Consider the following 25,491-nt stretch of genomic DNA (forward strand, 5'->3'; position numbering starts at 1 on the left):
ATTTCAGTCTTGCATCAAGAGAGGTATTGCATGAGTTCCATCCAGAGGGCCATCGTGTCCAAGCACGTTGCAGACCTGCCCAACATTGACCCGTCATTGTTGGAACAACCGTCCATAGAGGCATTGTTCTCGCCCAATCGCGCCACGCACGCGCCACGCTTTTTGGTGCTGTATGGCTCCTTGCGCGCACGTTCCTACAGCCGCCTGGTCGCCGAGGAATCAGCAAGGCTGCTCCAAGCCCTGGGCGGCGAAACCCGTATGTTCAATCCATCCGGGCTACCGCTGGTCGACGACGCCAGCGACGACCATCCCAAAGTCCGCGAACTGCACGAGCTGGTTCAATGGTCGGAAGGCATGGTGTGGAGCTCGCCGGAGCGCCATGGCGCCATGACCGGGCTCATGAAGACGCAAATCGACTGGATTCCCCTGTCCATGGGGGCTGTGCGCCCCACCCAGGGCAAAACGTTGGCCGTCATGCAGGTATCGGGCGGCTCGCAATCCTTTAACGCCGTGAACCAGATGCGGGTGTTGGGGCGCTGGATGAGGATGCTGACGATCCCTAACCAATCCTCGGTGGCCAAGGCTTACCAAGAATTCGACGATTCGGGGCGAATGAAGCCCTCGCCCTACTATGACCGCGTCGTCGACGTCGTCGAGGAACTGATGAAGTTCACCTTGCTCACGCGGGATGTTGCGCCGTACTTGGTGGACCGCTACAGCGAACGCAAGGAATCCGCCGCGGCCCTTTCCAGCCGGATGCAGCAAGGCGCCCTATAAGGGGCTTGCAGAGCAGTCGCATGACCAAAGGCCCCTTTTCCCCTGCCTGCCGTGCAGGTTTTGGGGGGCCGGCCTACTGCACGGCCAGTTCATGGGAAGCCAGGCGCTCCGCCATGGAATAGCCGTCGATGTAGTCCCGGAAATGCTTCAGGAAAGCGGTCTCGGCGGACGTCAATGGCGCGTCGCGGTGCCAAAGCAGATGCAGCGCGACCGAGCAAACCCCTTCCCCGGGCGGCAGGCGCCACAGCCGCCCTTGTTCCAGGTCCGCCTGGACGCTGTGTTCAGGCAGACATCCGATTCCGAACCCTGCGATCAGCAAGCGCTTGACTTCGTCATGCTGGGTCGACGTTGCCACGATCCGGCCTGAAAAGCCGCGCTGATCGCGGAAAATAGTCAGGGGGGACAGGCTGTCGCCCAGGGCGTCGCTTGCGAACGACACGAAATTCTCGCCCAGCAAGTCGTCAATGCGGATGTCGGGCTTGCCGAACAAGGCATGGTTGCGGCCGCAGAACAATGCGTACCGCTGCTGCAGGAACACCTTGCTCTCCAGGCGCTTGGGCATCTGGCGGCTTAATGCGATGCCTGCCGTGGCGGCCCGCTGCTGCATCAGCGTCACGATTTCGCTGCTTGGCATCACGTCCATCTGCACCTCGATACGCGGAAACGCGCGATGGAAATCCGCCCAGAAGTTGTCATACACGGTCGAGTGGATCCGGCTTGCCACAAGCAGATGGATCCGCCCTGTGGCTTCTACCTTCGTTTGCGAGACATCCGTCAGCAGCTGGGACACGCTGCCGTAGATGGCCTCGGCCGCCCGGCAGGCTTCCTCGCCCGCATTCGTGACCGTGAATGCGGTGTTGTGCCGCTCGATCAACCGCCGCCCAAGCTGGTCTTCCAGGCGCTTTAACGCCTGGCTGACCGCCGATTGGGTCAGGTGCAATTTGGTGGCGGCGCCGCTGATGCTCCGTTCCTGAACAATGACCAGAAACGTACGGAGCAGATTCCAGTCCAGCCGATCGCCGGTGCGGGTGTCGAGAAGCGTGGCAGGGGTCATGAGGGGCGTGCGCCGTTGAGCGATGTTTGGCCTTATCCCGCGAAAAACAGGCGGGATACCCCGTGTTTTCGCCGGACATCAATGCAGATTAAGTTGATTATTAAAAAGCATAAATTGACGTTATGTCCAGCTCGGAGCGATAAACGCGCCTTCGAACAACGATATTCAGTCAAGGGGAAAACCATGGCCGCTTCCGCCAGTCCTTCCACGGGGCGTCAGCCCGTCCGGGCCGCGACCGCCGCGTTCGTCGGCACGACCATCGAATGGTATGACTTCTACATCTACGCCACGGCCGCCGCCCTGGTGTTCGGCAAAGTGTTCTTTCCCACCGTGGACCCGTTCATCAGCACCATGGCGTCGTTCGGCACCTTCGCCGCCGGGTTCCTGGCGCGGCCATTGGGCGGCGTGATTTTCGGACACCTTGGCGATCGGGTCGGCCGCAAGAACGCGCTGATGGCGACACTGGTCATCATGGGCGTCGCCACGGTCGGCATCGGCCTGCTGCCCAGCTACGCGACCGCCGGTCTGTGGGCCCCCGCCCTCCTCTTGCTGCTGCGTCTGGCGCAGGGCCTGGCGGTGGGCGGCGAATGGGGCGGCGCGGTGCTGATGGCGGGCGAACACGCTTCGCAGCGCCGGCGCACGTTCGCCGCATCGTTCGCGCAGCTGGGCAGCCCGGCGGGATTGATCCTGTCGCTGCTGGCCTTCCGCCTGCTGACGACTCTGGACGAGGCCGACTTCGTCAGTTGGGGGTGGCGCGTGCCGTTCCTGATCAGCGCCGTCCTGCTGTTGGTGGGCTACTTCATCCGCGTGGGCGTCAACGAATCGCCCGACTTCGCGAAAGTGCTCGAACGCCAGGAGCGCGCAGAGATTCCAGCCAAGGAAGTGTTGCGCACCGCCTGGCGCACGGTCCTGCTGTGCATGGGCGTGTGCACGGTCGCGATCGGCGGCATCTACTTCACCAACACGTTCATGCTGTCGTACACCACGCAGACGATGGGCCTGTCCCGCGCGATGATCCTGGACTGCCTGTTCGTCGTCGCCATCATCCAGTTCCTGGTCCAACCGCTGGCGGCCTGGCTGGCGGACGTGATCGGGCCCAGCCGCGTCTTGATCACCGCTGCGGCGTGCTCGGTGCTGGCGCCCTACCCGATGTTCATGCTGGTCAGCCAGGGCACGATGTTCAGCATCATCGCCGGCATCTCCATCGTACTGGTCTTCATGGCGGCGATCTATTCGGCGATGGCTGGATACATCAGCTCGGCGTTCGCCACGCACGTGCGCTATTCCGGCATTTCGCTGTCGTATCAGCTCTGCGGCGCCGTCGCGGGCGGGATGACGCCGCTGATCGGCACGTGGCTGGCCTATCACTATCCCGGCCAATGGCTGCCCTTGGCGATTTTCTATTCGACCTTGTCAGCGATCACACTGATTTCACTGTGGGCGTTGGCCGGTCATAAACGCCGCCTGGCGCTGGAAGCGCCGCGCGCCGCCGCGTCGGCCGCATGACCCCGATATCCACTCATCACTGAAGGAACCCGCATGACGCAACCCACCACGCCGCCCGCGCTGACCGAGGCGCAGACCCGTCGCATCCTCCAGGCGGTTGATGCGCAATTCGACGCCCAGCTCGCGTTCACCCAGGACCTGGTCCGCTTTCCGTCCCTGCGCGAGCAGGAACATACCGCCCAGGACTTCCTGTATGAAGCGATGCGTGGACGCGGCTTCGCGATGGACCGCTGGCGCATCGACGTCAAGGACATCGAGTCCCACCCCGGCTTCGGCCCCGTGACGGTCTCCTATGAAAACGCCTTCAACGTCGTCGGCACCTATCGGCCTGAACAGCAAACCGGCCGTTCGCTGATCCTGAATGGGCATATCGACGTGGTTCCCACCGGCCCGGTCGACATGTGGAGCCGCTCGCCGTGGGATCCGGCGATCATCGACGGCTGGATGTACGGCCGCGGGGCCGCGGACATGAAAGCGGGCCTGGCGGCCAACCTGTATGCCTACGACGCGGTGCGCGCCGCTGGCTACGAGCCTGCCGCGCCGATCTACTTCCAATCCGTCGTCGAAGAGGAATGCACCGGCAACGGCGCGTTGGCGGCGCTGCTGCGCGGCTACCAGGCCGACGCCGTCATCATTCCGGAACCCGAAGAGAACATGCTTGTGCGCGCCAATGTCGGCGTGCTCTGGTTCAAGGTCCGGGTGCAGGGCCACCCCACGCACACCCGCGAAATGGCCAACGGCTTCAACGCCATCGACGCCGCCTATGCCGCGATCCAGGCGCTGCGCGGCCTGGAAGCCAAATGGAACGGCCAGCATCACTGCCACCGTCACTTCGAACACCTGGACCACCCCATCAACTTCAACATCGGCAAGATCGAGGGCGGAGATTGGCCGTCAACGGTTCCGCCCTGGTGCGAATTCGATGTGCGCGCGGCGATCTACCCGGGCACCACGGCCGATGAGGCGCGCGAGCAGATCGATGCGTGTCTGCGGGATGCCGCTACGGACCCGAGGTTCGGCGGCACGCCGCCGCAGGCGACCTACACCGGCTTCTACGCCGAAGGCTATGTACTGGAAGAAGGCAGCGACGCCGAGAACACGCTGCGCGAATGCCACAAGCAGGCGTTCCACAGCGACCTCGAGAGTTTCACCACGCCCGGCTATCTGGATGCGCGCGTGTTCGTGATCTACGGCAACATGCCCACGCTGGTCTATGGCCCCAAATCGCTGGATATCCACGGATTCGACGAACGCGTCCACCTCGAGTCGCTTCGCTTGATCACCAAGTCCATTGCGCTCTTCATTGCGCAATGGTGCGGCGTGAAGGAGGCGGCGCCTCAGCGCTAAGGCGCCGCCGCGTTGCCGACGGAAAACGGGGCGGCCACTTGCGGGTCCGCCTGCGTTTCCGGCGCGAAGCGGCCGCCCAGCGCAAGATGCAGGTTCACGCGCTGGACCAGCCGCTCGGCACGCACGTGCATCAGGTCGCTCTGCACGCGCAAGAGATCGCGCTTGCGCTGCAGGACGTCGAAATCGTCGAACTGGCCGATCTGCCGTTGAACCCGCGCCAGTTCCAAAGCCCGGCGGCTTTCGGAAAACTGGCGCTGGATCGCCCGTTCGCGCAGCGCCAGCTGCTGCTCGCCCGTCAGGCCGTTCTCGACCTCGGTCATCGCGGTGAGGATCGCCCGTGCATACTGCGCCAACGCTTCCCGTTGCTGCTCCGTGCGCAGTTCCAGCGTGATCTGCCGGCGTCCCGCGTCGAACAGCGGCCACGCCAGGGAGGCCCCGACCGGGAAGACCCAGCTTTGCATGCTGGTCGCCAACCCGGAGTAGTCCTTCGTGAACCGCCCTGCTCCGGCGAATATCGCAATCGCCGGCAAACGGGCCGCTTTCGCCTCTTCCGCGCCGAAATACGCCGCCACCAGCCGCTCGCGCGCCGCGACCAGGTCGGGCCTGCGGTCCAGCAGGTCCAGCGGCAGCCCTGGGGCCAACGGCGCGGGCGCGTCCGGAATCGGCTCGTCGGCTTGCGCGGCGCCAGCGGGGTAACGGCCCAATATCAGCTCCAGCGCCCGCAACGCTTGCGCCCGGGCCTGTTCGCGCTGCACGACCACGTCGGACGCGGCGGCGACTTGCTCCGACCAGTGCGCGACGTCCATTTCGCTGACTTTGCCGATGCGGCGGCGGTACTCGATCAGCTTGAGTTGTTCGCCGGTGGTGCTTTCCAATTCTTGCGCCAGAGCCAGTTGCCCGCTGGCCTCCAGGGCCGCCAGCCAACTTCGGGCCGTCAACGCCCCGATGGATTGGCGGGCATAGGCATAGTCCGATTCCGACGCACGGAATCCGGCCTCGCCGGCTTTCTTCTCCGCCCGCGCCCTGCCCCACAAGTCGATCTCCCAATTCATCAGGACCGCATAGCCGTTGGCCGAGAAGGCGCTCCCCGGCGTCGGGTCCGTCGCGGCCCTGGCACCCAGGCCGATGGTGGGCAACAAGTCCGCGCCCGCCAATCGGGCCTGGTGTGCCGCCTGTTGCATTCGGCTGGCCGCGACCCGCAGGTCCAGGTTATTGGCCAGCGCCTCGTCGATCAGCGATTGCAGCGTGCCGTGTTCGGGAAAGCCGGCCCACTGGGGGGCGAACGCGGCGGCCTCCGCGCTGGCCGCCCACTGGGCCGGCACCTGCGTCCCCGCCATGGCCTGCTGATACAGGGCGTCGCTTGCGGGCGGATCCAGGTTTGCGCAACCGGCCATCAGGGCCGTGGCGCTGCATACCGTGGCAAGGACGCGGGGGGCGATCGTGCTGCGCGCTGGCATGTCGGCCCCGTCAGTGAAGCTTGAGAACCAGGTAATCAAGCTTGGCCGAAACACGGAATATCACTTTGCGCACCATGTGCAGCGCTCCCAGGCTGTCGGTGTAGATGGCCGCCTTGCCGCGCGCGCCCATCGCCAACGCCATGTCCTGCGGTGTTTCCAGGTCGATCCGTACCGCATATTGCATGGGTGCCTCGGCGTGGTCGCCCTCGGCGGTCGTGCCGGGCAGCAACCCCGACGCTTGAAATTGCCCCTGCGAAGTCGCCCAGACGATCGAATCCACCTTGCCTTTGAAAACGTGCCCTGGAATCGTGCGCAGCGACACTTCTACCTCGTTGCCAGGCTTTACTTTCGTCAATTGATTCTGGTCGAAGAACGCGATCACCTGCTGCGTGGTCTCGACGAACGACATGATCGGGCGTATCGGTAGTGCGGCGGCATAGGATCCCACGCGGGCTTGCAGGTTGATCGCGTAGCCATCCGCAGGCGCGTACAGCGTCGTCTGCGCCAGTTCCCATTTCGCCGTATCCAGTTCGGCCTTGACCTGCGCCACGGCGACCTGGTCGCCTTCGAACACCGCGCCCACGCTCAGGCGCACTTTGCGTTCGGCTTCCCGCGCCGCCTCCCAGTTCGCAAGCCGGACCTTCAATTCGCTTTGGAAGCTCTGCACATCGTATTGGCTGCCCGCCCCGCGAGCGGCCAAGGCGGTGCTTTGGCGTAGCCGCATGCGGGCCAGTTCGACTTGCGCCAGGGCGGCCGCCGTCATCGCTTGCGCCGAGGCAAGATCGCGGTCCAGGGACTGCTGGCTGGCCTGGGCATCCACCAGCTTGGCCTCCAGCTGCCTGACCTTCAGTTGATAGGGCTCGGCGTCCAGGCGCAGCAGCACATCGCCCTTTTTGATGGGGCGGTTCCCCTCCACGGCAATTTCCACCACGCGCCCGGTCACCCTGGGCACGATCTCGACGACGTAATTGATGACCCGCAATTCCGTCGACGACGGCGTGACGACGTTGATGGTCAGGACAAGCGCGGCCAATCCGGCCGCGCCGACGGCAACCACGCCGACCTGCGACTGGATGTTCCAGGGAAGCAGTTTCAGCTTGATGAAGACCAGCCAAACCAGCAACCCATACACGACGCAAATGAGCTCTAGCATCGCGACCCCTTGTCAACGCGCGGCGTCAGTGTCGGGCCTGGCCGGCCCGGGGGCACCGCTGTCGGTGCCCGTGGCCGCTGCGGCCGCTGACGCCTCGTCCCTGGCGCTCATCTCCTGGTAATAGTTGTCGTGCATATCGCGGCCGTAGGCCAGCCGGTATCCGATCGGTTTGGTATGGGCCCACAGCCACGCGAACGGCCACAGCATTCCCCCGAATGCCAGCGACAGCAGGCACAGCGATTTGATCGCCTCGGCTTGGGGATGATGGCGCTTTTCGGCGATGACTTCCGGCAAGACGTGCAGCTTCCAGAAGAGCCAGATGGCAAGGATGGGGACCAGGACCAGCACGACCCAGACCAGCACATCGGCGATGGCATCTTCCAGGTGCCCGCCCGCCGCGCGGCCCGTCATGGGCAGCAGCGTGGTCGCGATGGCCGAGATGACGACGAGTCGACGTCGCGGATTGGCAAGAAACATATCGAACCCCCTCTTCCCAATGGGATGCCGGTGATCCTGCACGTCGTCGGGGTGGTCTCGCTTCGGAATGCCTGCGCAGCAGCGCGTGTACTGCATTTTGACTAGTGACCGAGCCGTAAGTCCATGCTAATTTCGGCAATATGTCGTCAGGTCCCTCCAGCGGAGTACTCCATGGACCTTCACCGATTCGAGTCGTTCGATGCGTATGCCGACGCGCTTTTTGATGTGGACGCCCGGGTGTTCTTGCTGGGATCCAGAGACGGCGGATGGGGGGTCGGGCATCTGGATGTGGACGGCATCAACGTCCAGCATGGCATCGCGGCCGTACCGAACTTGTGCGAAGGCGTTGGCCCGCCGTCGCACCTGACACTGCTGTTGTCTCAGCCGTCGCCCAGCTCCACCTGGCTGAACGGCGTCCCGTTGAATCAGGAATCCTTGGGGATCCTTGCGCCCGGCAAGGGATTCGTCTTCCGGGCAGCCGGGCCGAACGAATGGATCACCCTGGCGGTGCCGGTCTGCTCCCCATTGTTCGCGGGCAGCGGCGCCGTGGCCCAGACGCTTCGGCAATGGGCGTGCGTGGCCGGCATCGTCCACACAGACCCTCTGCAGTTGGCCGCCTTGCGGGAAGCCGCGCTCATGGCGATGGCGCCGGGATGCCCGCCGGCGATCGGCCGCCGATTGCTGGAACAGCGTTTGTCCAACCTGATCGCCTCCCGCACGCCGAACCGCGGCGGCAAGGGACGCCCCGGTTTGCCGATGCCGCGGTTGTGCGAGACCGCCTTGACGGTCTTTCGCAAGCAAGGCCACGCCGTGGATGTGAACGGCCTGTGCAAGGGCTTGAGGATCAGCGCGCGCAGGCTGAGGGATTTTTCGCAAGCCTGTTTCGGCATGGCGCCGGGGCATTACCTTTCCCTTCGCAGGTTGCACGGCGTCTATCTGGACCTGTCAAAAGGCACGGACCGCCGGATCACGGTGGCCGACTGCTTCCTGCAACATGGCTACCCCTATTCCACCTATGCGGCGGCGCGCTACCGGGCCCTGTTCCTTGAAACGCCATCCGAAACGCGGCACCGCCGGGGTCGGCATGAGCATCCATGCTGACGGCTTTTCGCCGGAATCATCATGGACTTGCGATGGCGCCGCAGCTCACAATCGCAAGGCGGCCGCCTCGAACGCTGGCTGGCATCGACGGTCCCTTAGGTTCGCAGACGCAGATCAAGGAGCGCAATGATGGCAAAGAAAGGCGAAGCGGAAGTCGCGGAAGCGGCGCAAGGAAGCGACGCGCCGGCAAAGGACCGGCTATCGGCGAAAGCGTATGAACAGGAGCTGGCGCGCCTGCATGTCGAACTGGTCAAACTCCAACAGTGGGTCGTGCACACCGGCGCCAAGGTATGCATCCTGTTCGAAGGCCGCGACGGCGCTGGTAAAGGGGGGACGATCAAGGCCATTACCGAGCGTGTCAGCCCGCGGGTGTTTCGCGTCGTCGCGTTGCCGTCGCCCACGGATCGTGAGAAGACGCAGATGTATTTGCAGCGTTACCTTCCCCACTTGCCCGCTGCCGGCGAAATCGTGATTTTCGACCGTAGCTGGTATAACCGCGCCGGCGTCGAGCGCGTCATGGAATTTTGCACCAAGGATCAGGTGAAGTCCTTCTTGAAAGCGGTGCCGCTGGTCGAGCGGGCCATCATCGAGTCAGGCGTCATTCTGCTCAAATACTGGCTTGAAGTCAGCGAGGCAGAACAGACGCGCCGGCTTCAAGCGCGGATCCACGACGAGCGCAAGGTCTGGAAGCTCTCCCAGCTGGACCTGGATTCCTATAGCCACTGGTATGACTATTCCCGCGCCCGCGATGACATGTTCGCGGCGACGGATACGGAGTACGCGCCCTGGTTCGTTGCCGACTCGAACAATAAGAAGCGCGTGCGGCTGAACATCATCAGCCACATCCTCCAGAGCATCCCGTACAAGGGGCTTGCCCGCGCGAAGATCAAGTTGCCGAAGCGCCAGAAGCCACAAGGCTACCGCGAGCCCGACCATTCGCGCATGGGCATCCCGCAAAAGTTCTAGCGCGGCGAGGGCCGGCTCCCTGGGTGCCGGCCGCGGCCGGGCTTGCCGGCGGATGGATCACATGCCTTGCCCGCGGTGGTCCCGGAGGTATACGGGAAGATCGTTGGATGGCGGCGTGACCGGCACCTGATACATCATGTCGCCCACGAATCCGCGGTGATACGTGCCATGGTTGACGACATGCAGCACGATTTCCTCTTGCGTCATGACGCCCGCCCCGCCGCCGACAAACTCGAAATGCACCGGTTTGACCAAATCCTCGTCCCGCCAGGCGTCGACAATCCCGATGTACCAGCGGTCCATCTCCTGGACCGCGTCCCATAACGCGGCGACGGCGGGCGTATGTTCGGTGTTGCGGGACGTATAGCCGTGCGGCTTTCCCAGCAAGTGATGCCTGAAGATGTCGTCGATGACATAGGCGTGGTTCAAGGTATGGACCATGTTTCCAAACCGCGTGGGCCTGGGCCGCAGGGCCTCGCCGTCCGGCAACTGCATGACGCTGTTGAACGTCAGTCCATTCGCCCAGGCCTTGTAGCGAACCAGCATCCTCAGGGTGTCCGTTGCGCGGGTGCGCGGGATGTCGCCGCGGCACACCAGATGCACTTTGTTCCCGTCGGGATCGCGCAGGTACGCGCCGTAATAGCCTTCTCCGTATTGCGGCCGGGGGCCAGGCGCGCCACCGTCGGCGCCATGCGCGGCCAGGCCCGCCGCGTACGCGGCATCCACGGCGGCCGGCGTCGGCGCCTGGAACGCCACCATGCTGCCGTTGCCGGCGCTGGCCGCTTTGCGGTCGAACGGCAGGTAGACGTAGAAGCGAGGCAAGGATGCCCCGGGGGCAATCCAGCACAGCGCCGCAGGCCCGCCGTCCGGCGCGACCGGGCGCCGTACCAGGCCCAGGGGGTGGAGGACGGCATCATAGAAGGCGCCAGCACGACCCAGGTCGCTGCTGCCCACCGTCACGTGGCTGAACATGTGTGTGGTTTCCTGGTTTATTCAGACCTGGCGCAGCGCCGCGCCGGCCAGATCAAGATCGGCATTGCGGCCGGATAGCGTGACGGCGACTGTCCGGCCGTCCAGCGGTATTTTCCGAGTCAGCACGGCCGCCAGCGCGACCGCCGCGCCGGGTTCGACCGCCAGGCCGAACTCGCTGAAGGCGACGCGCATGGCGGCTTGGGCCTCGCCGTCGGTCACCGCGAACGTGCCCGCCAGACGCCCCTTGATGATCTGGAAAGGAAGCTTGGCCATGTAGAGCCCGCTGATCGCGTCGCAAATGGAATGGCCGCCGGGCGCCAGATCGACGCACTCGCCTGCGGCGAGCGAATTCGCCATCTTTTCGAAACCCGTCGCCTCCACGGCATAGACCTGGGTGGCCGGCGACGTTTCGCTCAGCCCCAGCAGGCATCCCGCCGTCAACCCGCCGCCGGAACAGCAGGTCAGCAGGACATCGATGCCGGCATCCAGCTTGGCCGCTTGCGCGACCATTTCCAGCGCGACCGTACCGGCTCCCGCCACGACCCAGAAGTCGTCCGCCGGGGGGACAAGCACGCGGCCTTCACGTGCGGTGACGTCCGCCGCGACGGCGGCCAGGTCTTTCATCGGCACCGTCACGACGCGTGCACCATAGGCGGCGATCCGCTCTGCCTTGGCCGCGGGCGCGGTGTCAGGCACTACGACCACCGCCGACGTGCCCATGAGGCGGGCGCAATAGGCGACCGCCAGACCGTGGTTGCCGGAAGAGCGCGCCACAATGCCGCGCCGCCGCTCATCGGCGGTAAGCGCGCCCACCCGATTGGCGGCGCCGCGCAGTTTGAACGAGCCCGTCACCTGCAGGTTTTCTGCCTTGACCAAGAGACGTCCGCCGTATTTCTGGTTGAGATAAGGCGATTCCAGCAACGGCGTCTCGGTGCAATAGCGGCCGATGCGGCGCAGGGCCGCTTGGATGTCCTCGAAGGTCGGAATGGGGACGACGGCGGCGTCGGGGGGAACGGTACGCAACATAGGCTGTCCAGTGTTATCTTCTGGATAAAGCATTGCACGGAGATTATCTCGATGCAATGTAAACATTGCACTCGGAGCAATATTGATGCCGGATTTTCATGCCATTGCCGATGCTGTCGCCGCGGAAATCGTGTCAGGCAAACTCGCCGCCGGCTCTCGCCTGCCACCGCAAAGAAGCTTCGCCGACGACTGGGGGATCGCGGCCTCGACGGCAAGCCGCGTCTACGCCGAGCTGACACGCCGGGGCCTGGTCACGGGTGAAGTCGGGCGCGGCACCTTCGTTCGCGCAGCGGAAGCCTTGCGCGCCATCCGCGTCAGCGAAGCTGCCGATGCGCCCATCGACTTGCAGTTGGCGATCTCGGCGTCGCTTGAACAGGCCGCTTTGATGGCGCCGGCCCTGCAAGCGCTGGCCGGCCCTGCGGCGCTTCGGGAGGCGTTATGCGCAACGGGTCCGTTCGGGCCCGAAGGCGCCGGCCCAGCCGTCTCCCGTTTCCTGGCCACTTCGGGCTGGACGCCGGACCCGGCGGGCATTCTCTTCGCCGGCGGCGGGCGTCAGGCTATCGCCTGCGCCTTGGCCGCGCTGTGCAAGCCCGGGGACCGGGTGGGCGTCGAACCGTTGACCTATCCTTCGGTCATCCGCATCGCCGCCCGGCTGGGGCTTCAACTCGTGCCCCTCGAGATCGACCACCAGGGGATCGACCTTGCGGCCTTGGCCAGGGCGCACGCCGCCAAGCCCCTTGCCGCCCTCTACCTCCAGCCGACCCTTCATAATCCGCTGGGCATATCGATGACGTCGGAACGCAGGCAAGCGCTGGCGCAATGGTTTAAGACGACGGGTCTGTACGGCATTGAAGACGCCGCGTTCGCGTTCCTGTCCGACGAAACGCCGCTGGCGGCTTACGCGCCCGACCAGGTGGTTTACGTGAACAGCATGCAAAAACGCCTGGGGCCGGGCATTGGCGTCGGCTTCGTGGCCGCGCCGGGCCAGGTCAAGGACGCCATCGCCGCCATCATGCGCGCGGGCGGCTGGATGGCGCCGGCATTGTCCATGCGCCTGGTGATGTCCTGGATCGCTGACGGGACGGCCGCGCAGGTCGCCAGCCTGAAGCGCAAAGACGCTCGCGCGCGCCAGGCGCTGGCGGCCCGGCTCCTGGGCGCCGACCGGATCCGCGCCAACACCGATGCGTTCCATACCTGGCTGGAGCTGCCGCAAGCCTGGAGCGCCGACGCTTTCACCGCCGCCGCCGCCCAGCAAGGCGTCGCCATCACGTCCGCTGGCGCCTTCGCCGTCATCCCAGGCCACGCGCCGAACGCCGTGCGCCTGGCGCTCTCGTCCCCTGCCCTGAAGGACCTTGAGCAAGGGTTGCAGATCATCCGGGCGCTGTTGGCCTCCGCGCCCAGCGATGCGCCAATCGAGTAAGAGTTTGCTATCGTGAGCAGGTCTCGGGTCTGATGCAAACGGCCCGGCCGCTTCCCGCCCCAAAACGATAGAGGATGACAATGCCCCGTTGGACTTTCTACTCCGCCCCTGGCACCTGCGCGCTGGCGACCCACATCGCGTTGCACGAAGCCGGGGCCGACTTCGACCTGGTCAAGCTGGATTTCGGCGCGGGGCAGCAGCAAAGCCCCGAGTACCTGCGCGTGAACCCCAAAGGCCGGGTCCCGGCGCTGAAGACCGAGCAAGGCGTGCTGACCGAGACCCCCGCCCTCCTCGCTTTCGTGGCGCAGCGCTTTCCTGAGGCCGGATTGGCGCCGCTGGGCGATCCCTTTGCGTTCGCGCGGATGCAGGAGTTGACCAGTTACCTGGCAGCGACGGCCCACGTCGCGCACGCGCACAAGCGGCGTGGCGCACGATGGGCCGATGACCCCGCCGCGCACGAGGCCATGCGCGCCAAGGTCCCGCAAACGATGACGGCTTGCGCCGCGTATCTGGAAGGGCTGATCGCGGGCCCGTGGGTGGCGGGCAACGATTACAGCGTGGCCGATGGGTACTTGTTCACCATCGGCAGCTGGCTTGACGGCGACGGCGTGGACATGGCGCAGTTTCCGAAGCTGGCCGCCTACCTGGCGCGTGTCGCCGAACGGCCGGCGGTGCAGCGCGCCCTTGCCGACGCCCGCTAGCACGCCGGCTTAAGCGCCTGCCTGGCCAGTCAAAGCGCCAACACGATACGCTGGCCGCAGGCGCGCGAACAGCAACTCATCATTTTTTTGTTTGCCTCGCGTTCGGCGCGGGTCAGCACCACGTCGCGATGGTCGATATCGCCGGCCAGCACGCTGACCTCGCAAGACCCGCACAGGCCCTCTTCGCAATCACTTTGCACGTCGATATTGGCGGCGCGCAGGGCGGCCAGCAGCGTCTGGTCGGCACGCACGGTCACCACGATTCCCGAATCTTTCAGTTCCGCCTCGAAGGCGTGTTCGCGGTCGGGGTCGAGCGTGCCCAGCGTGGAATGGAAATGTTCTACCCGCAACGCGTCCTGCGGCCAATGGGCGCTGGCCTGTTGCAAGGCCGTCAGCAGGCGTTCCGGCCCGCAGGCGTAGATCTGCGCGTCGGGATCCGGCTGCGCCAGCAGCGCCGCGAAGTCGTTGCGCCTGCCTTCGTCGCTGGCATGGACGTGTAACCGTTCGCCATGCAGCGCAGCCAATTCCTCAAGCAGGGCCATGCCGGCGCGGGTGCGGCCGCTGTAATGCAGTTCGTAGTCGATACCGAGCTCCCGCGCGCGTCGCGCCATGGCGCTGATCGGCGTGATGCCGATGCCGCCGGCGATCAGGATCGCCCGCGACGCGCCTTCATCCAGCCGGAAGTGGTTGCGCGGGCCGCGGACGCGCAGGCGCTGGCCAGGTTTGACCTGGTCATGGACCCAGGCCGAGCCGCCGCGGCCGTCAGCTTCGCGCAGCACGGCGATGCGCAGGCGCTTGGTATCCGAGGGGTCGCCGCATAGCGAATACTGGCGCGACAGGCCGGTGTCGCCGCATTCAATATCGATATGCGCGCCCGGGGCCCAGCGTGGAAGCGCCCTGCCGTCCGGCGAAGCCAGCGTCAGCATGACAATGCCGTGTGCGGCCGGCTCCACGCGCTCGACCACCAGGTTGCGCGCGCTGGCATGGGCCGAGGGCTCGCCGATGCGCACCGGCTGGCGTTGCGCCAGCAGATCTGGCTGGGTGCGTTCGGGGTTCCGGGCAGGATCCCATTGCACCCACAGGTGTTCCGGCCCGCGGAACGAGGTGTTGGGCACATAGGTGAACTGCTGCGCCGACAGCCGCAGGTGCGGCAGGCGGCGCGTCAGTTCTTCCAGGAAGATCTGCATCTCCATGCGCGCCAGGTTCTTGCCCATGCATTGGTGGGCGCCATACCCGAACGTGAGCTGGTCGCTGGCGTTGTCGCGCCGAATGTCGAACAGGTCCGCGTCCGCGAACTGCCGCTCGTCGTGGTTGGCGGACGAACTGACGATCAGCAGCTTTGCGCCGGCCGGGATAGGCGTGCCGGCGATCATGGTGTCGCGCGTGGCCAGCCGCCGCCAGGCAGCCACCGAACCGTTGTGCCGCAGGCATTCTTCGACCGCATTGGGGATCAGGGACGGGTCTTCGCACAGGTCGCGCCACGCATCGGGGTGCTGCAGCAGCAGCTTGAGCGCGTTGGCCGAGGCGTTGGCCGTGGTTTCGTGCGCGGCGACGATGCCCGCCATCATCATGGAATGCAGGTAGGAGTCGGTCACGACGTCCGGGTAGTCCCGCTGCTTGCGGATACCGTACTGCATCCAGCCGGGCTGGTCCGGGTCCTGGCGCATTTTGTCCAGGATATTGCCGGCCAACTGCCAGAAATTGCCGACCGCGTGCGCCACGGCCACCTGCTCTTCGGGCTTGGGCCGGCCCCAGGTATTGACGGTGTGCGCGATGGAATAGCGGCGCAGCAGGTCCATGTCTTCCTCAGGAACCCCCAGGAAATGCAGCGCCACGGTAAGCGGGACTTCCCAAAGCAACTGGTCGACCAGATCGGCGCTGCCGTCGTCGATGAAGCGGTCGACGTATTCCCGGGTCAGGCGCCGCACCATCGGTTCGTGGTGCTTCAGGGCTTCGGGCGTGAATGGTTCCATCAGCGCCCGCCGTCGCGGCATGTGGGCGGGCTCGTCTTCGTTGACCAGCGTGCGGTTCATCGCGTACCCGTACGACGCCAGCACGGCATTGGCTTCCGGCCCGGTCGGCGTGATTTTCTCCAACGCAATGGACGGGCTGAACGTGAGGTTGTCGCGGAAGATGGCCTTGATGTCTTCGTACCGGGTCACGACCCAATAGCCCAGTTTGGGGCTGTAGAAGACGGGTTCCTGCTCGCGCGCCCAACGCACATAGTCGGGCGGGTCCTGCTGGTAGCCGTCGCCGAAGGGGTCGAACTCGGCGGCGCGCTCGCTGACGTGCATCGGACAGCCGTCCACGCGCGCAGCGGCATGGACCGGACAGCCGGATGGGGTTTGGGCGGGTTGGGACATGTCTGCACTCCGGGTGTTATCGGTTTTATGCGTAAATCATATACGCATTGCGTAACTTGATAAACCCGGTTTACCCTTCGGCTATCCCCTACCCGGCCTGCCCCCATGATCGCCATCGATTCCCCGCGTCCCCGTGAACGCCGCCAGCGCGTGCAAGCTGCCGAAACCAGCATGGCCGTCCTGAAAGCGCTGGGTCATCTAGGCGGTCGCGCCGGGTTGAGCCTGATTGCGGCGCAGATCGATGAAAGCCCCGCCAAGGTGCACCGTTACCTGGTCAGCCTGATGGAGGGCGGACTGGTCGGCCAGGACGCCGCCACCCAGCACTACTTCCTGGCGTTGGAAACCTTGCTGCTGGGCCTGGCGGCCATGCGGCAGGCGGATCCGATCCGCTTGGCCGAAGCGTCGCTCGCCCGCCTGCGCGAAGAACTGGAAGTGACCTGCTTCGTCGCGGTGATGGGCAACAAGGGGCCCACTATCGTCCGTTTCGAAGAGCCGGGCCTGCCCGTCACGGTGAACGTGCGCGTGGGATCGGTATTGCCCATGCTGTGGTCGGCTACCGGGCAGGTCCTGCTGGCGACGCTGGACGAAAAGGCGGTGCGCGCGCTTGCCCAGGCCGACCTGGACGCGGCCACGCCCGAACAGCGCGCGATGCTGCACGCCGACGATCCGATCGGCGCCCTGCGGCGGTCGGTGCTGGCGGCGGGCTGCGCGGTGGTGCGGGACACGAACCTGCGCGGCATCAGCGCCGTCTCCGCGCCGATCTACAGCTACACCGGCCGGCCTTGCGCCGTGCTGACCGCGTTGGGAGCCACCGGCGGCTTTGACGCGTCGCCCGACGGCCGCGTGGGGCTGGCCCTGCGCCGCGAAGCGCTCACCATCAGCCGGCTGCTGGGCGACACGTCGACGCGGGAAAGCGTCAAAAGCTGACCGCCAGGCCGACCGAAAACCCCGACACGTTCCTGCCAAAGACATAGCGGCCGACCAGCCGGGTGCGGGTGATGACGACGTTGTAGGCGCTGGAATCCAGTTCCAGGCCCGCACCCACCGAGGTCAGGCGGTCAAAGCCCAGCACGCCGCGCTGGTCGCCCAGGAATTCGGAATGGGTCAGTTCCAGCACGTAGCGCAGCGGGCGCTGCAGCATCGTCAACCCCGTGGGCGCCCGGTAGCGCGCCCACAGGTTGGCGGATTGCGCGATGGCGTTGCCCTGGACGGCGGCGGAACTGGCAAAGCTCTTCAAGCGGATGTCGGAATACCGCAGCTCCACGTCCACCTCGTAGCCGGGCCGGTAGTGCTCATAGTCCAGCATCAGCGAACCGCCCAGGCCATAGGCGTTCAGCGAGCCCTTGTCCAGGAACGTCACGTCCCGGCCGGTCTGGCGGCCCACGTACCAGCTGGCCGCCCGCAGGTCGCTGGTAACGTTGCCCAACGCAACGTTGAAGATGGGGCGCAGCTTCAATTCGTCGGTCAGCTTGAAGTCCCAACCGATCCCGCCCGTGGCGGAAACGCTGTTCCACTTGGTGGGGATCCTGCGGGTTTCCAGGCCTTGCGTGGCGACGAAGGTCGGATCGTAGCGGCTGCCGGCCAGGACGCCTTCCAGATAGATGGGCACCGATTTCGAAATGGTGTCGCCGCCGCCCAGCTGCGTCATGTAGAAATCGGTCGAGCCCGTGGTGCCGCCACCGCCGCCGATGGACAAGGCGCTGGTCGTGATGTCCGGCACGATCGAAAACGACATCAGCGCCAAGACCCCGTTGGCGCGCTTCTGCAAATCGTCCTGCGTCAGCCGGACGGTCGGTTGTGCGGTCGCCGCTCCTCCGGCCACGCACGCCTGCGCCGCGATCAGCCACGCCGATAGCCGTCGGGCCGCCCTGCCCGAAGCCCCTGTTTTATGGTCCGCCATGCCGTTCTCCGCTTCGCTATTTCACTGCGGCCGCCGCGGCGCTCCCCATGGCCTGGCGCTGGGACATCAGCAACGTGTCGCTTTGGTCAATCCGTATGGCGCCGATGCGGGGGAATTCGAAGTCGACGATGATGTAGAGCGCCACCGTCATCACCAACGCATAGATGATCTGATGGAACAGCGTGTCGCGTTTGGCGCCGACCAGGTTCAAACCGATCAGGCAGGCGCACACCAGCGCCAGGAATCCCAGAAACGCATACGTGACGATGGGCGGGTGGACTTTCTGCGCGACGGTCTGTGCGGTCGAAACGTCGAACATGTCGTTGACCGACGCGATGTACGACGCGGCGAACGGCGGCGCCGCATTCTTGCCTGCCGCGATGGAGGTCTTCCAGATTTCATTCTGGATGGCGCCCACTTTCGTGGCGATCACGTCGCGCTGATTCAGGTCGGCGACGTGCTTGTAGTAGTTGACGCGCTCATCCACGTAGCGGCGGAACTGTTCGCGCAGTTGCGGCTGGTCGGACGCGTTCAGCAGGTCGATGCGCAACCAGGCGGTTCCGATGGCGTTGACCTCGGCGACCAGCAGGTTCCTGCGGTCCGCCATGCGTTGCGCGGCCCCCGAAAACGTGAACGCGATCAACAGGCCCAGCAAGGCGAAAACAGAGGCTTCGATGGCAGCGGACCCTGCGGTGCCCTTCTCTTCCGTACCGCCACGCCCGCCTAGCAGCCGTCCAAACCGGATGGCCCCCAGCAACAGGAAAAAGAAGACGACCGCCGAGCCTGTCAATACAAATGAATAGTTCACATTGCCACCCTACGCCTGGTCTTTGTTGATCGGACACGTTGGAAAAGCGGAACAGACATTCGAATAGAGCGGAAAGTCGCTTAGGGCGACAGATCCTCCTTCCAGAGCGTGACGCGGTCACGCCCGGCTGATTTGGAGGCATACAGGGCCTCGTCCGCGCATTTGACAACGGCTTGCGCGGTTTTTCCATGCTGTGGCCATAATGCGACGCCAACCGATACTGTCGCATGCCCGACGCCGTCCGGCATCGCTTTCCTGGCGATGTCTGCGCGGATGCGTTCGGCGGTATGCAGCGCGACGTCGGGCGTGGGGGCCGGGACGACCACGACGAATTCCTCGCCGCCCACCCGGAACGGCCTGTCCTGCTGTCGCACGCTGTCGCTCAGGGTTTTTGCCACCAAGATCAAGACCTTGTCGCCTACCGGGTGGCCGAAAACGTCGTTGACTCGCTTGAAATGGTCCAGGTCCAGCGCGATGACCGCGAATGGCGTACCGGCCGCCACCAGTTCCTCGAACCGCAGCTCAAGAGCGCGCCGGTTCATCAGGCCGGTCATCGGGTCGGTCATGGTCTGCGTGTTCAGGCGCCCGACCTCGTGCCGATGCTGCGCCAATGTGGCGATCAGGGCCTCGCGCAGCTTGTCCGCTTCAAAGTACCAGGTCTTCAGCAGGCTGGCCTGCGGGCCTTGCCGGTCGACCGCATCGGGGCTGCCCATCGCGCTGGTCAGGCGGGCCAACGGCCTGGCGATGGCGTAGGCCAGCCCGCACACCAGAATCAACGTGACAATGACGGCGGGAATGGCGAAGCGCAAAGATTCGGCCAATAGCGTCTTCAGCGGCGACAGCACCTGGTCCAGCGGCCGCTGGATGACGACCGCCCATTTTCCTTTCGTGACCGGCGCGTAGCCCGCCAGCACCGGGTCGCCCGCAGCGTCCAGGACCTGCGCGGAGCCCGGTCCTGACGTGGGCGACACATCCGCCTTGACCAGGCTGAGCACGTTTTCGTCCGGCCCGCCGCCGCGGCTATACAGCACCCTGCCATCCACATTGACCAGATAGACGGACGCGCCGTCGCCATACGGGTGTTCGCCGATCACGCGGTCCAGGCGGCTGCCGCGCTCCAGGACGACGACCGCCGCGACGAAACCTGCCGGCGCGCCGTCCTTGCCGGGCACCGGCTCCACCAGCATCAGCGCAGCCCGCTGGCCGTCATGCTGGCAGCATGGGACAACCCAATCCGCCGGGCGATGTGTCAGCATGCCCAGTTCGGCAAGCGTACTGACCGCGGACAACGGCGCGGGCGACGAGTCGGACCGGGCGATGATGGTGCCGCCAGCGTCGGCAAGCAGCACCGCGGACACCCCCTGCCCCTGCGCGGCGACACGGGACAACTCGGCGGCGACCGCCTGCGGCGTGCCCCCGGCAGCCCCCAGGCGGCTGGCGCTGGTCTTCAGTTGCCGATGCAGCGCATCGATATACAGATTGATGAATTCAGACAGCTTTTCCGCATAGGCCACATTGGAGGCCAGCGAATTCTTGACGACTTGCGCCTTCTGCACCTGATAACCGGCGTAGAGCGCATTGAAAAAGCCGATCGCCACGCTTAGCACTGCCAAGGCGATGAGTACCGTGAACAAGCTGACCTTTCTTTTCATCGTGAAGGATTTCCGCCCGCAATCGACCTGCAATGCAGCATACAGAACCAGGCAAAACGGGTCCACACCCCGGGCAAGCGGTCACTTTCCCGGCTTGAAGTCCATCGCCGCCATGGCCGGCCCCACGGCCTGCGGCGCATATCCCTGCCAGGGCGTGTTGCCCGCATCCAGCCTGGAATGGATGTTGGCAATGGTCCAGTGCGCGCCACCGCTGAGTGTCGCCAGCTCTTCCCATGCCACCGGCACCGATACCCCCAGTCCCGGCCGCGCCCTGGCCGACCAGGCCGCGACGGTGGTGGCGCCGAAGCCGTTGCGCAGATAATCCACGAACACTTTTCCGACCCGGTTCTTTGGCCCGCTCTTGGCCACGAACACCTGCGGCAGCGTCGCCGCCAGATGCGCCACGATTGCCTGCGAGAACGCCTTGATGGTATCCCAGCCGTGTTGCCTGCGCAGGGGGACCACCACGTGCAGCCCTTTGCCGCCGCTGGTCTTCAACCAGGCCGTCAGGCCGATTTCCACCAGCAGCGTCTGCACCAGCTGCGCCGCCTGCTGCAGCATCGGCCACGCCACGCCTTCCCCCGGGTCCAGGTCGAACAGCATGCGGTCCGGTTTGCCGATGGCGGTCTTGACCGCGTTCCACGTGTGGAACTCCACCACATTCATCTGCACGGCGGACATGACGGCCTGGGGCGTGGGCACTTCCAGCAAGGGCGGATGGCCGGGGTCCAGACTGGCGGGCAAGGATTTGACGCCGGGCATGGCGGCTTCCAGGTGTTTCTGGAAGAACAGTTGCCCCTGGATGCCGCTGGGCGCGCGCAGGAACGACACCGGGCGGCCCGTCAGGTGTTCCTGCAACAACGGCGCAATCAGGCCGTAGTAGCGCGCCAGGTCCAGCTTGGTCAGGCCGGTCGAGGGGTCGATGATGCGCTCGGGATGGGTCAGCTTGCCGATTTTTCCAGCGCTCTTGGGGCGTTGCGCGGCGGCTTCGGGCGGGTGCGCCGCGGCCTTGGCGCGTTGGGCCGGGGCGCGCGGAGCTTGCACCGCCTTTTCGCGGGTGATGTCGCGCGCCGGCTTGTCCGCCCGCAGGCCCTGGAAGACCGAATGCCGGATATGGCCGCCGCTGGTCCAGCCCGAGAACGACACTTCGGCGACGAGCCGGGGCTTCACCCAGTGGACGCCCCGGCCCTGCCCGCCTGCCACCGGCTTGTCGGCGGTCTCGATGCGGGCAAGTTTTTGCTGAAGCGAGATCAGGCCGGGGCGATCGAATCCAGTGCCCACCTTGCCGGCGTACCGCAATGTTCCGTCGTCTTCGTGGACGGCCAGCAGCAGCGCGCCCAACCCCTCGCGGCTGCCTTGCGGCGCCGTATAACCCACGATGACGAACTCCTGCCGACGGCCGCATTTGATCTTCAGCCAGGTATCGGACCGGCGCGACACGTACGGCGCGGACTGGCGTTTGGCGATGATGCCTTCCAGCCCCATCTTGCAGGCGGAGGCCACCAGATCGGCCGGCGCTTGCTCGAACGTGTCGCTAAAGCGCAGATGATCGTCGTCGGCCGTCGCCATCAGTTGCGCCAGCAATGCCCGGCGCACGCGCAGGGGTTCGCGGCGCAGGTCCCGGCCGCCGATGAACGGCAGGTCGAAGGCATAGAACACGATGCCGCCCGTGGCGTCGCCGTCGAAGGCGTTCTGCAACGCCTGGAAATCCGGCACGCCGTGCTTGTCCAGGACGACCGCCTCGCCGTCCACCCACGCGCATTTCGCCGGCAGCCGGCCAAAGGCCTCGACCAGGTGCGGCAGTTTGGCGCTCCAGTCATGTCCGTTGCGCGTATGGAGGGTGACCGTGTCGCCGTCCAGCCGCGCCAGCAGCCGGTAGCCGTCGAACTTCAATTCATAAAGCCAGTCCGCGGCGTCCTGCGGGATCCCGTCGGCCAAGGTGGCCAGTTGGGGCGCCAGCGACGCCGGCAGTTCGGCGGCCTGCCCGGGCAGCGCCGGTTCCTTCCGCTTGGCCGCGACCGGTGGCGCACGCTTCGCGGCTTGCTTCTTGCGCAGCGGCACCACGCTGTCGGGCATTTCATCCACGACGCTGAACTCGCGCTCGGGCCGCGCAAAATCGTCCTTGTCCTTGATCAGCAGCCAGGCCGGCTGCTTGTCGGACGCCTTGGCCTTCATCCGCACCAGCGCCCACCGGCCTTGCATCTTCGTGCCCTGCAGGTCGAATTTCAGGTGTCCTTCCCGGTAGCCTTTGCGCGCATCGCCAACCGGCACCCAGCGCCCCTCGTCCCAGATGATGACTTTGCCGGCGCCATACTGGCCTGCCGGGATCTGGCCTTCGAACTGGTTGTACGCGAGCGGGTGATCCTCGACCTGCACGGCCATGCGTTTGACGGCGGGATCGTAGCTGGGGCCTTTGGGCACCGCCCAGCTTTTCATCGCGCCGTCCAGCTCTAGCCGGAAGTCATAGTGCAGCCGGCTTGCCCAGTGTTTCTGGATGACGAAAGCCCGGGCCTGGTCGTTGGCTTCGCCGCCCTCGGCGGGCTCCGGCGTGACGGTGAAGTCCCGCTTCTTGCGGTAAGTCTTGAGGGTATCGGCCATGTCACGCTGCCTTGCGGGCCCGCGTCGTCTTAGGGGCGGCCTTCGCCGCCTTCGCAGGCGCTTTCTTTGCGGCCGCCTTCCTGGCCGGCGCCTTGCCCGGCGTGGCCTTCTTCGCGGCGGCCGCCGGCGCCTTCCTGTTGCCCTTCAAGCTGCGCTGCAGCAACTCGGTCAGGTCGATCACGTTGTCCGCATAGGCGGGCGTTTCCTCTTGCGGCTCGATGACCGTTTCGGTCTTGCCCGCCTTGACCTTCTTGGCGACCAGGCCCATTACCGCCGCCTTGAATTCGTCCTTGTATTGCGCGGGATCCCACTTGCCGGACATGTCTTCGACCAGCATCTTGGCCATCTTCAGCTCGCTGGCGCTGGGCGTCACGCCCCGGGCGCCGGACTTGGGCAGATCCAGTTCGTCTTGCGGCTTGACGTCGTCGCCCCACCGCATCAAGTCCAACACCAGCGCATCGCCCGACGGAATCAACGCCGCCAGATGCTGCTTGGTCTGGATGACGACCTTGGCGATGCCGATCTTGCCGGTCTTGGCCAAGGTGTCCCGCAGCAAGGCGTACACCTTCTGGCCCTTGTTGATCGGCGCCACGTAATAAGGCCGTTCAAGATAGACGAATGAAACATCGGCCGCGTCCACGAATTGCTGTATTTCAATGGTTTGCGTGGTGCGCGGATAGGCGTCGGCAATCTCTTCCGGGGAAATGATGACGTACTGGCCGTCTTCATACTCCACGCCCTTGACGATGTTGTCCTTATCGATTTCCTTGCCGGTGCGCTTGTTGATGCGCTTGTACCCGACCGGGTCCATGGAGCGCTTGTCCAGCCAGTCGAAGTCCACCCCGGACTCCGTGGTGGCGGTATGCAAGCCGACGGGAATATGGACGAGGCCGAAGGAGATGGCCCCCTTCCAGATGGTTCGTGTTGCCATGATCAGCTCCTCTAGACCGGGAAGTGATCAGCAAATAGTATTCCCGCGGACGTGGGAATGTCACACGTCGGGCGTGATCAGCGGACGCTCAGCCTGCCTGACGCCACGCGCCGGACGCGGCGTCAGCGGGCGCGCGCCTTAGCGGTCGCGTGCTTGATGGCCCGCCTGCGCCACCACAACCATACGCCGCTGATTCCCAGGCCGCCCAACGTCAGTCCACCGATGGCCACGGCGGTTTCCAGCGCCACGCCGCCCAACTCGCCAGTGTGCAGCGGATAGATCACCGCCGTCGCCCGGGCGCCGGGGTCCAGCGTGTTCCAGCGTTGCACGGCCAGCACCTCGGCCGAGCGCGGGTCGATCCAGACGGAAGACATGCCGTTGGGATGCGGGTCGTCGGCCAGCATCATGCGGAAACGCGTAGGCGTCGCGGCATGCGGCGGAACCACGATGTAGCCGATGGGTGCCGGTTCCTGGAATTGCGCCACGGCTTTCGCGGCCAGTTGGTCCAGCGTCAGCGGCGTTGCGGGGACGGTCGATTGCGCGGACGCGCCGGCGGGCATCGGCGGCAACTTTGGCGCCTTGACCGGCGTGGCGCCGCTTACCCACGTCACGGCCGCGCCCAGCGGGCGCCATGCCATGTAGGCGCCGGTGGCGACTGATACGGCGATCAAGAGGCCGAGCGTGGCCCCGCCGACCCGATGCAGGTCGAACAGCGAACGCAGCAGGCCGCGGTCCAGGGCGATGTTCCAGCCCTTTGCCCAGTGGCGCGGCCACCACAGGACGCCCCCCGTGACCAGCAGGAACAGGTAGGCCAACGCCACCCAGGCCAGGATGGCCTTGCCGGTACCGTCCAGGTACAACGCGCTATGCAGTTTGAACAGCACATTGGCCGCACCGTCGGATTCACCGCGCCGGCCTTGTTCGGCGCCAGTGGCGGGGTCCAGGTACAGCGTGCCGTGCCACGCGCCGCGTACCCGGACTTGAAAAGTCTCGCCCGGGGCGCGGGCGGGCCGGAACACCAGATTCGCGCCGTCGCCGAATTCTTTTCTGGCCGATTGCAGCACTGACTCCAGCGCGACACCCGCCTGGCCGGGCGCCAGATCGGAACGGGCCTGGAACAGTTGGGGGTTGGCCCAGCGGTCCAGTGCCGGCGTGACGACAAGCCCCGCGCCGGACAGGCCCGAAAAGATCAGGATCCATCCGGCGCTGAGCGCCAGCCAGCGGTGGACCCGCAGCCACACGCCGCGCAGGCCTTTCACGAGGACGATCCGGTTGATGTGCT

Annotated in this window: 21 protein-coding genes and 1 pseudogene; 8 read left to right on the forward strand and 14 right to left on the reverse strand. The window is 65.6% G+C overall.

Annotation, left to right across the window (positions count from 1 at the left end; translation table 11 throughout):
- Positions 1-54: 54 nt before the first annotated feature.
- A complete protein-coding gene (gene arsH, locus HG262_RS09710; protein WP_169270849.1) occupies positions 55-777 on the forward strand; it encodes an arsenical resistance protein ArsH in 723 nt (240 codons plus the stop codon).
- Between the two features lie 73 nt (positions 778-850).
- Here arsH and HG262_RS09715 read toward each other — a convergent pair whose 3' ends face one another.
- A complete protein-coding gene (locus HG262_RS09715; RefSeq protein ID WP_169270811.1) occupies positions 851-1,831 on the reverse strand; it encodes a LysR family transcriptional regulator in 981 nt (326 codons plus the stop codon).
- 183 nt (positions 1,832-2,014) lie between these two features.
- On the opposite strand from HG262_RS09715, the gene HG262_RS09720 reads away from it, so the two are divergent.
- Together HG262_RS09720 and HG262_RS09725 are read left to right on the forward strand one after the other, a co-directional pair.
- On the forward strand, positions 2,015-3,337 hold the full coding sequence (locus HG262_RS09720; protein ID WP_169270812.1) for an MFS transporter: 1,323 nt from the start codon (positions 2,015-2,017) through the stop codon (positions 3,335-3,337).
- A 33-nt stretch (positions 3,338-3,370) separates the two neighbouring features.
- The gene (locus HG262_RS09725; protein WP_169270813.1) at positions 3,371-4,684 is read left to right on the forward strand and encodes an ArgE/DapE family deacylase; all 1,314 of its coding nucleotides are present in this window, start codon (positions 3,371-3,373) and stop codon (positions 4,682-4,684) included.
- Here HG262_RS09725 and HG262_RS09730 read toward each other — a convergent pair.
- From HG262_RS09730 to HG262_RS09740, 3 genes are read right to left on the reverse strand one after another with little or no spacing between them, the layout of a single operon-like run.
- Positions 4,681-6,141, reverse strand: a complete 1,461-nt coding sequence (locus HG262_RS09730; RefSeq protein WP_169270814.1) for a TolC family protein — start codon at positions 6,139-6,141, stop codon at positions 4,681-4,683. The genes HG262_RS09725 and HG262_RS09730 overlap by 4 nt on opposite strands.
- 10 nt (positions 6,142-6,151) lie before the next feature.
- Positions 6,152-7,294 (reverse strand): HlyD family secretion protein, encoded by a 1,143-nt coding sequence (locus tag HG262_RS09735; protein WP_169270815.1) that lies wholly within the window; start codon positions 7,292-7,294, stop codon positions 6,152-6,154.
- Between the two features lie 12 nt (positions 7,295-7,306).
- A complete protein-coding gene (locus HG262_RS09740) occupies positions 7,307-7,771 on the reverse strand; it encodes a DUF3302 domain-containing protein (RefSeq protein WP_248293307.1) in 465 nt (154 codons plus the stop codon).
- A 171-nt stretch (positions 7,772-7,942) separates the two neighbouring features.
- Between HG262_RS09740 and HG262_RS09745 the strand changes: the two genes are divergently transcribed.
- Positions 7,943-8,872, forward strand: a complete 930-nt coding sequence (locus tag HG262_RS09745) for a helix-turn-helix domain-containing protein (RefSeq protein WP_169270816.1) — start codon at positions 7,943-7,945, stop codon at positions 8,870-8,872.
- Between the two features lie 129 nt (positions 8,873-9,001).
- The gene (gene ppk2 / locus HG262_RS09750) at positions 9,002-9,838 is read left to right on the forward strand and encodes a polyphosphate kinase 2 (RefSeq protein WP_169270851.1); all 837 of its coding nucleotides are present in this window, start codon (positions 9,002-9,004) and stop codon (positions 9,836-9,838) included.
- 57 nt (positions 9,839-9,895) lie between these two features.
- On the opposite strand, the gene HG262_RS09755 is transcribed toward ppk2, so the two are convergent.
- The 3 genes and pseudogenes from HG262_RS09755 to HG262_RS09765 all read right to left on the reverse strand — a co-directional run bounded on the left by HG262_RS09755 (position 9,896) and on the right by HG262_RS09765 (position 11,836).
- Positions 9,896-10,384: a DinB family protein gene (locus HG262_RS09755; protein ID WP_169270852.1), complete on the reverse strand. Its 489-nt coding sequence runs from the start codon at positions 10,382-10,384 to the stop codon at positions 9,896-9,898.
- A 30-nt stretch (positions 10,385-10,414) separates the two neighbouring features.
- Positions 10,415-10,810, reverse strand: a pseudogene (locus HG262_RS09760) (VOC family protein); the annotation flags it as partial.
- A gap of 21 nt (positions 10,811-10,831) precedes the next feature.
- Positions 10,832-11,836, reverse strand: a complete 1,005-nt coding sequence (locus tag HG262_RS09765; RefSeq protein ID WP_169270817.1) for a threonine/serine dehydratase — start codon at positions 11,834-11,836, stop codon at positions 10,832-10,834.
- Between the two features lie 85 nt (positions 11,837-11,921).
- Between HG262_RS09765 and HG262_RS09770 the strand changes: the two genes are divergently transcribed.
- Positions 11,922-13,256, forward strand: coding sequence for a PLP-dependent aminotransferase family protein (locus HG262_RS09770; RefSeq protein WP_211187096.1), 1,335 nt, complete (start codon positions 11,922-11,924; stop codon positions 13,254-13,256).
- A gap of 80 nt (positions 13,257-13,336) precedes the next feature.
- Entirely contained in the window at positions 13,337-13,957 is a 621-nt protein-coding gene (locus HG262_RS09775) for a glutathione S-transferase N-terminal domain-containing protein (RefSeq protein WP_169270819.1), read from the forward strand.
- Positions 13,958-13,986: 29 nt separating this feature from the next.
- Here HG262_RS09775 and HG262_RS09780 read toward each other — a convergent pair whose 3' ends face one another.
- A complete protein-coding gene (locus HG262_RS09780; RefSeq protein ID WP_169270820.1) occupies positions 13,987-16,320 on the reverse strand; it encodes a cytochrome P450/oxidoreductase in 2,334 nt (777 codons plus the stop codon).
- 105 nt (positions 16,321-16,425) lie between these two features.
- Here HG262_RS09780 and HG262_RS09785 point away from each other — a divergent pair, with 105 nt between their 5' ends.
- A complete protein-coding gene (locus HG262_RS09785; RefSeq protein WP_169270821.1) occupies positions 16,426-17,247 on the forward strand; it encodes a helix-turn-helix domain-containing protein in 822 nt (273 codons plus the stop codon).
- On the opposite strand, the gene HG262_RS09790 is transcribed toward HG262_RS09785, so the two are convergent.
- The 6 genes from HG262_RS09790 to HG262_RS09815 all read right to left on the reverse strand — a co-directional run bounded on the left by HG262_RS09790 (position 17,237) and on the right by HG262_RS09815 (position 25,468).
- Positions 17,237-18,220, reverse strand: coding sequence for a hypothetical protein (locus HG262_RS09790; protein WP_169270822.1), 984 nt, complete (start codon positions 18,218-18,220; stop codon positions 17,237-17,239). The genes HG262_RS09785 and HG262_RS09790 overlap by 11 nt on opposite strands.
- Before the next feature lie 16 nt (positions 18,221-18,236).
- The gene (locus tag HG262_RS09795) at positions 18,237-19,028 is read right to left on the reverse strand and encodes a hypothetical protein (RefSeq protein WP_169270823.1); all 792 of its coding nucleotides are present in this window, start codon (positions 19,026-19,028) and stop codon (positions 18,237-18,239) included.
- Between the two features lie 80 nt (positions 19,029-19,108).
- Complete coding sequence (locus HG262_RS09800; protein ID WP_248293308.1) at positions 19,109-20,680, reverse strand: sensor domain-containing diguanylate cyclase; 1,572 nt, start codon at positions 20,678-20,680, stop codon at positions 19,109-19,111.
- A gap of 81 nt (positions 20,681-20,761) precedes the next feature.
- The gene (gene ligD, locus HG262_RS09805; protein ID WP_169270824.1) at positions 20,762-23,278 is read right to left on the reverse strand and encodes a DNA ligase D; all 2,517 of its coding nucleotides are present in this window, start codon (positions 23,276-23,278) and stop codon (positions 20,762-20,764) included.
- A 1-nt stretch (position 23,279) separates the two neighbouring features.
- The gene (locus tag HG262_RS09810; protein ID WP_169270825.1) at positions 23,280-24,209 is read right to left on the reverse strand and encodes a Ku protein; all 930 of its coding nucleotides are present in this window, start codon (positions 24,207-24,209) and stop codon (positions 23,280-23,282) included.
- A 122-nt stretch (positions 24,210-24,331) separates the two neighbouring features.
- Entirely contained in the window at positions 24,332-25,468 is a 1,137-nt protein-coding gene (locus HG262_RS09815; RefSeq protein ID WP_169270826.1) for a PepSY-associated TM helix domain-containing protein, read from the reverse strand.
- Between the last annotated feature and the right edge of the window lie 23 nt (positions 25,469-25,491).

Source organism: Achromobacter sp. Bel (assembly GCF_012928505.1).
In the GTDB taxonomy this organism is placed as follows: Bacteria; Pseudomonadota; Gammaproteobacteria; order Burkholderiales; family Burkholderiaceae_B; genus Achromobacter.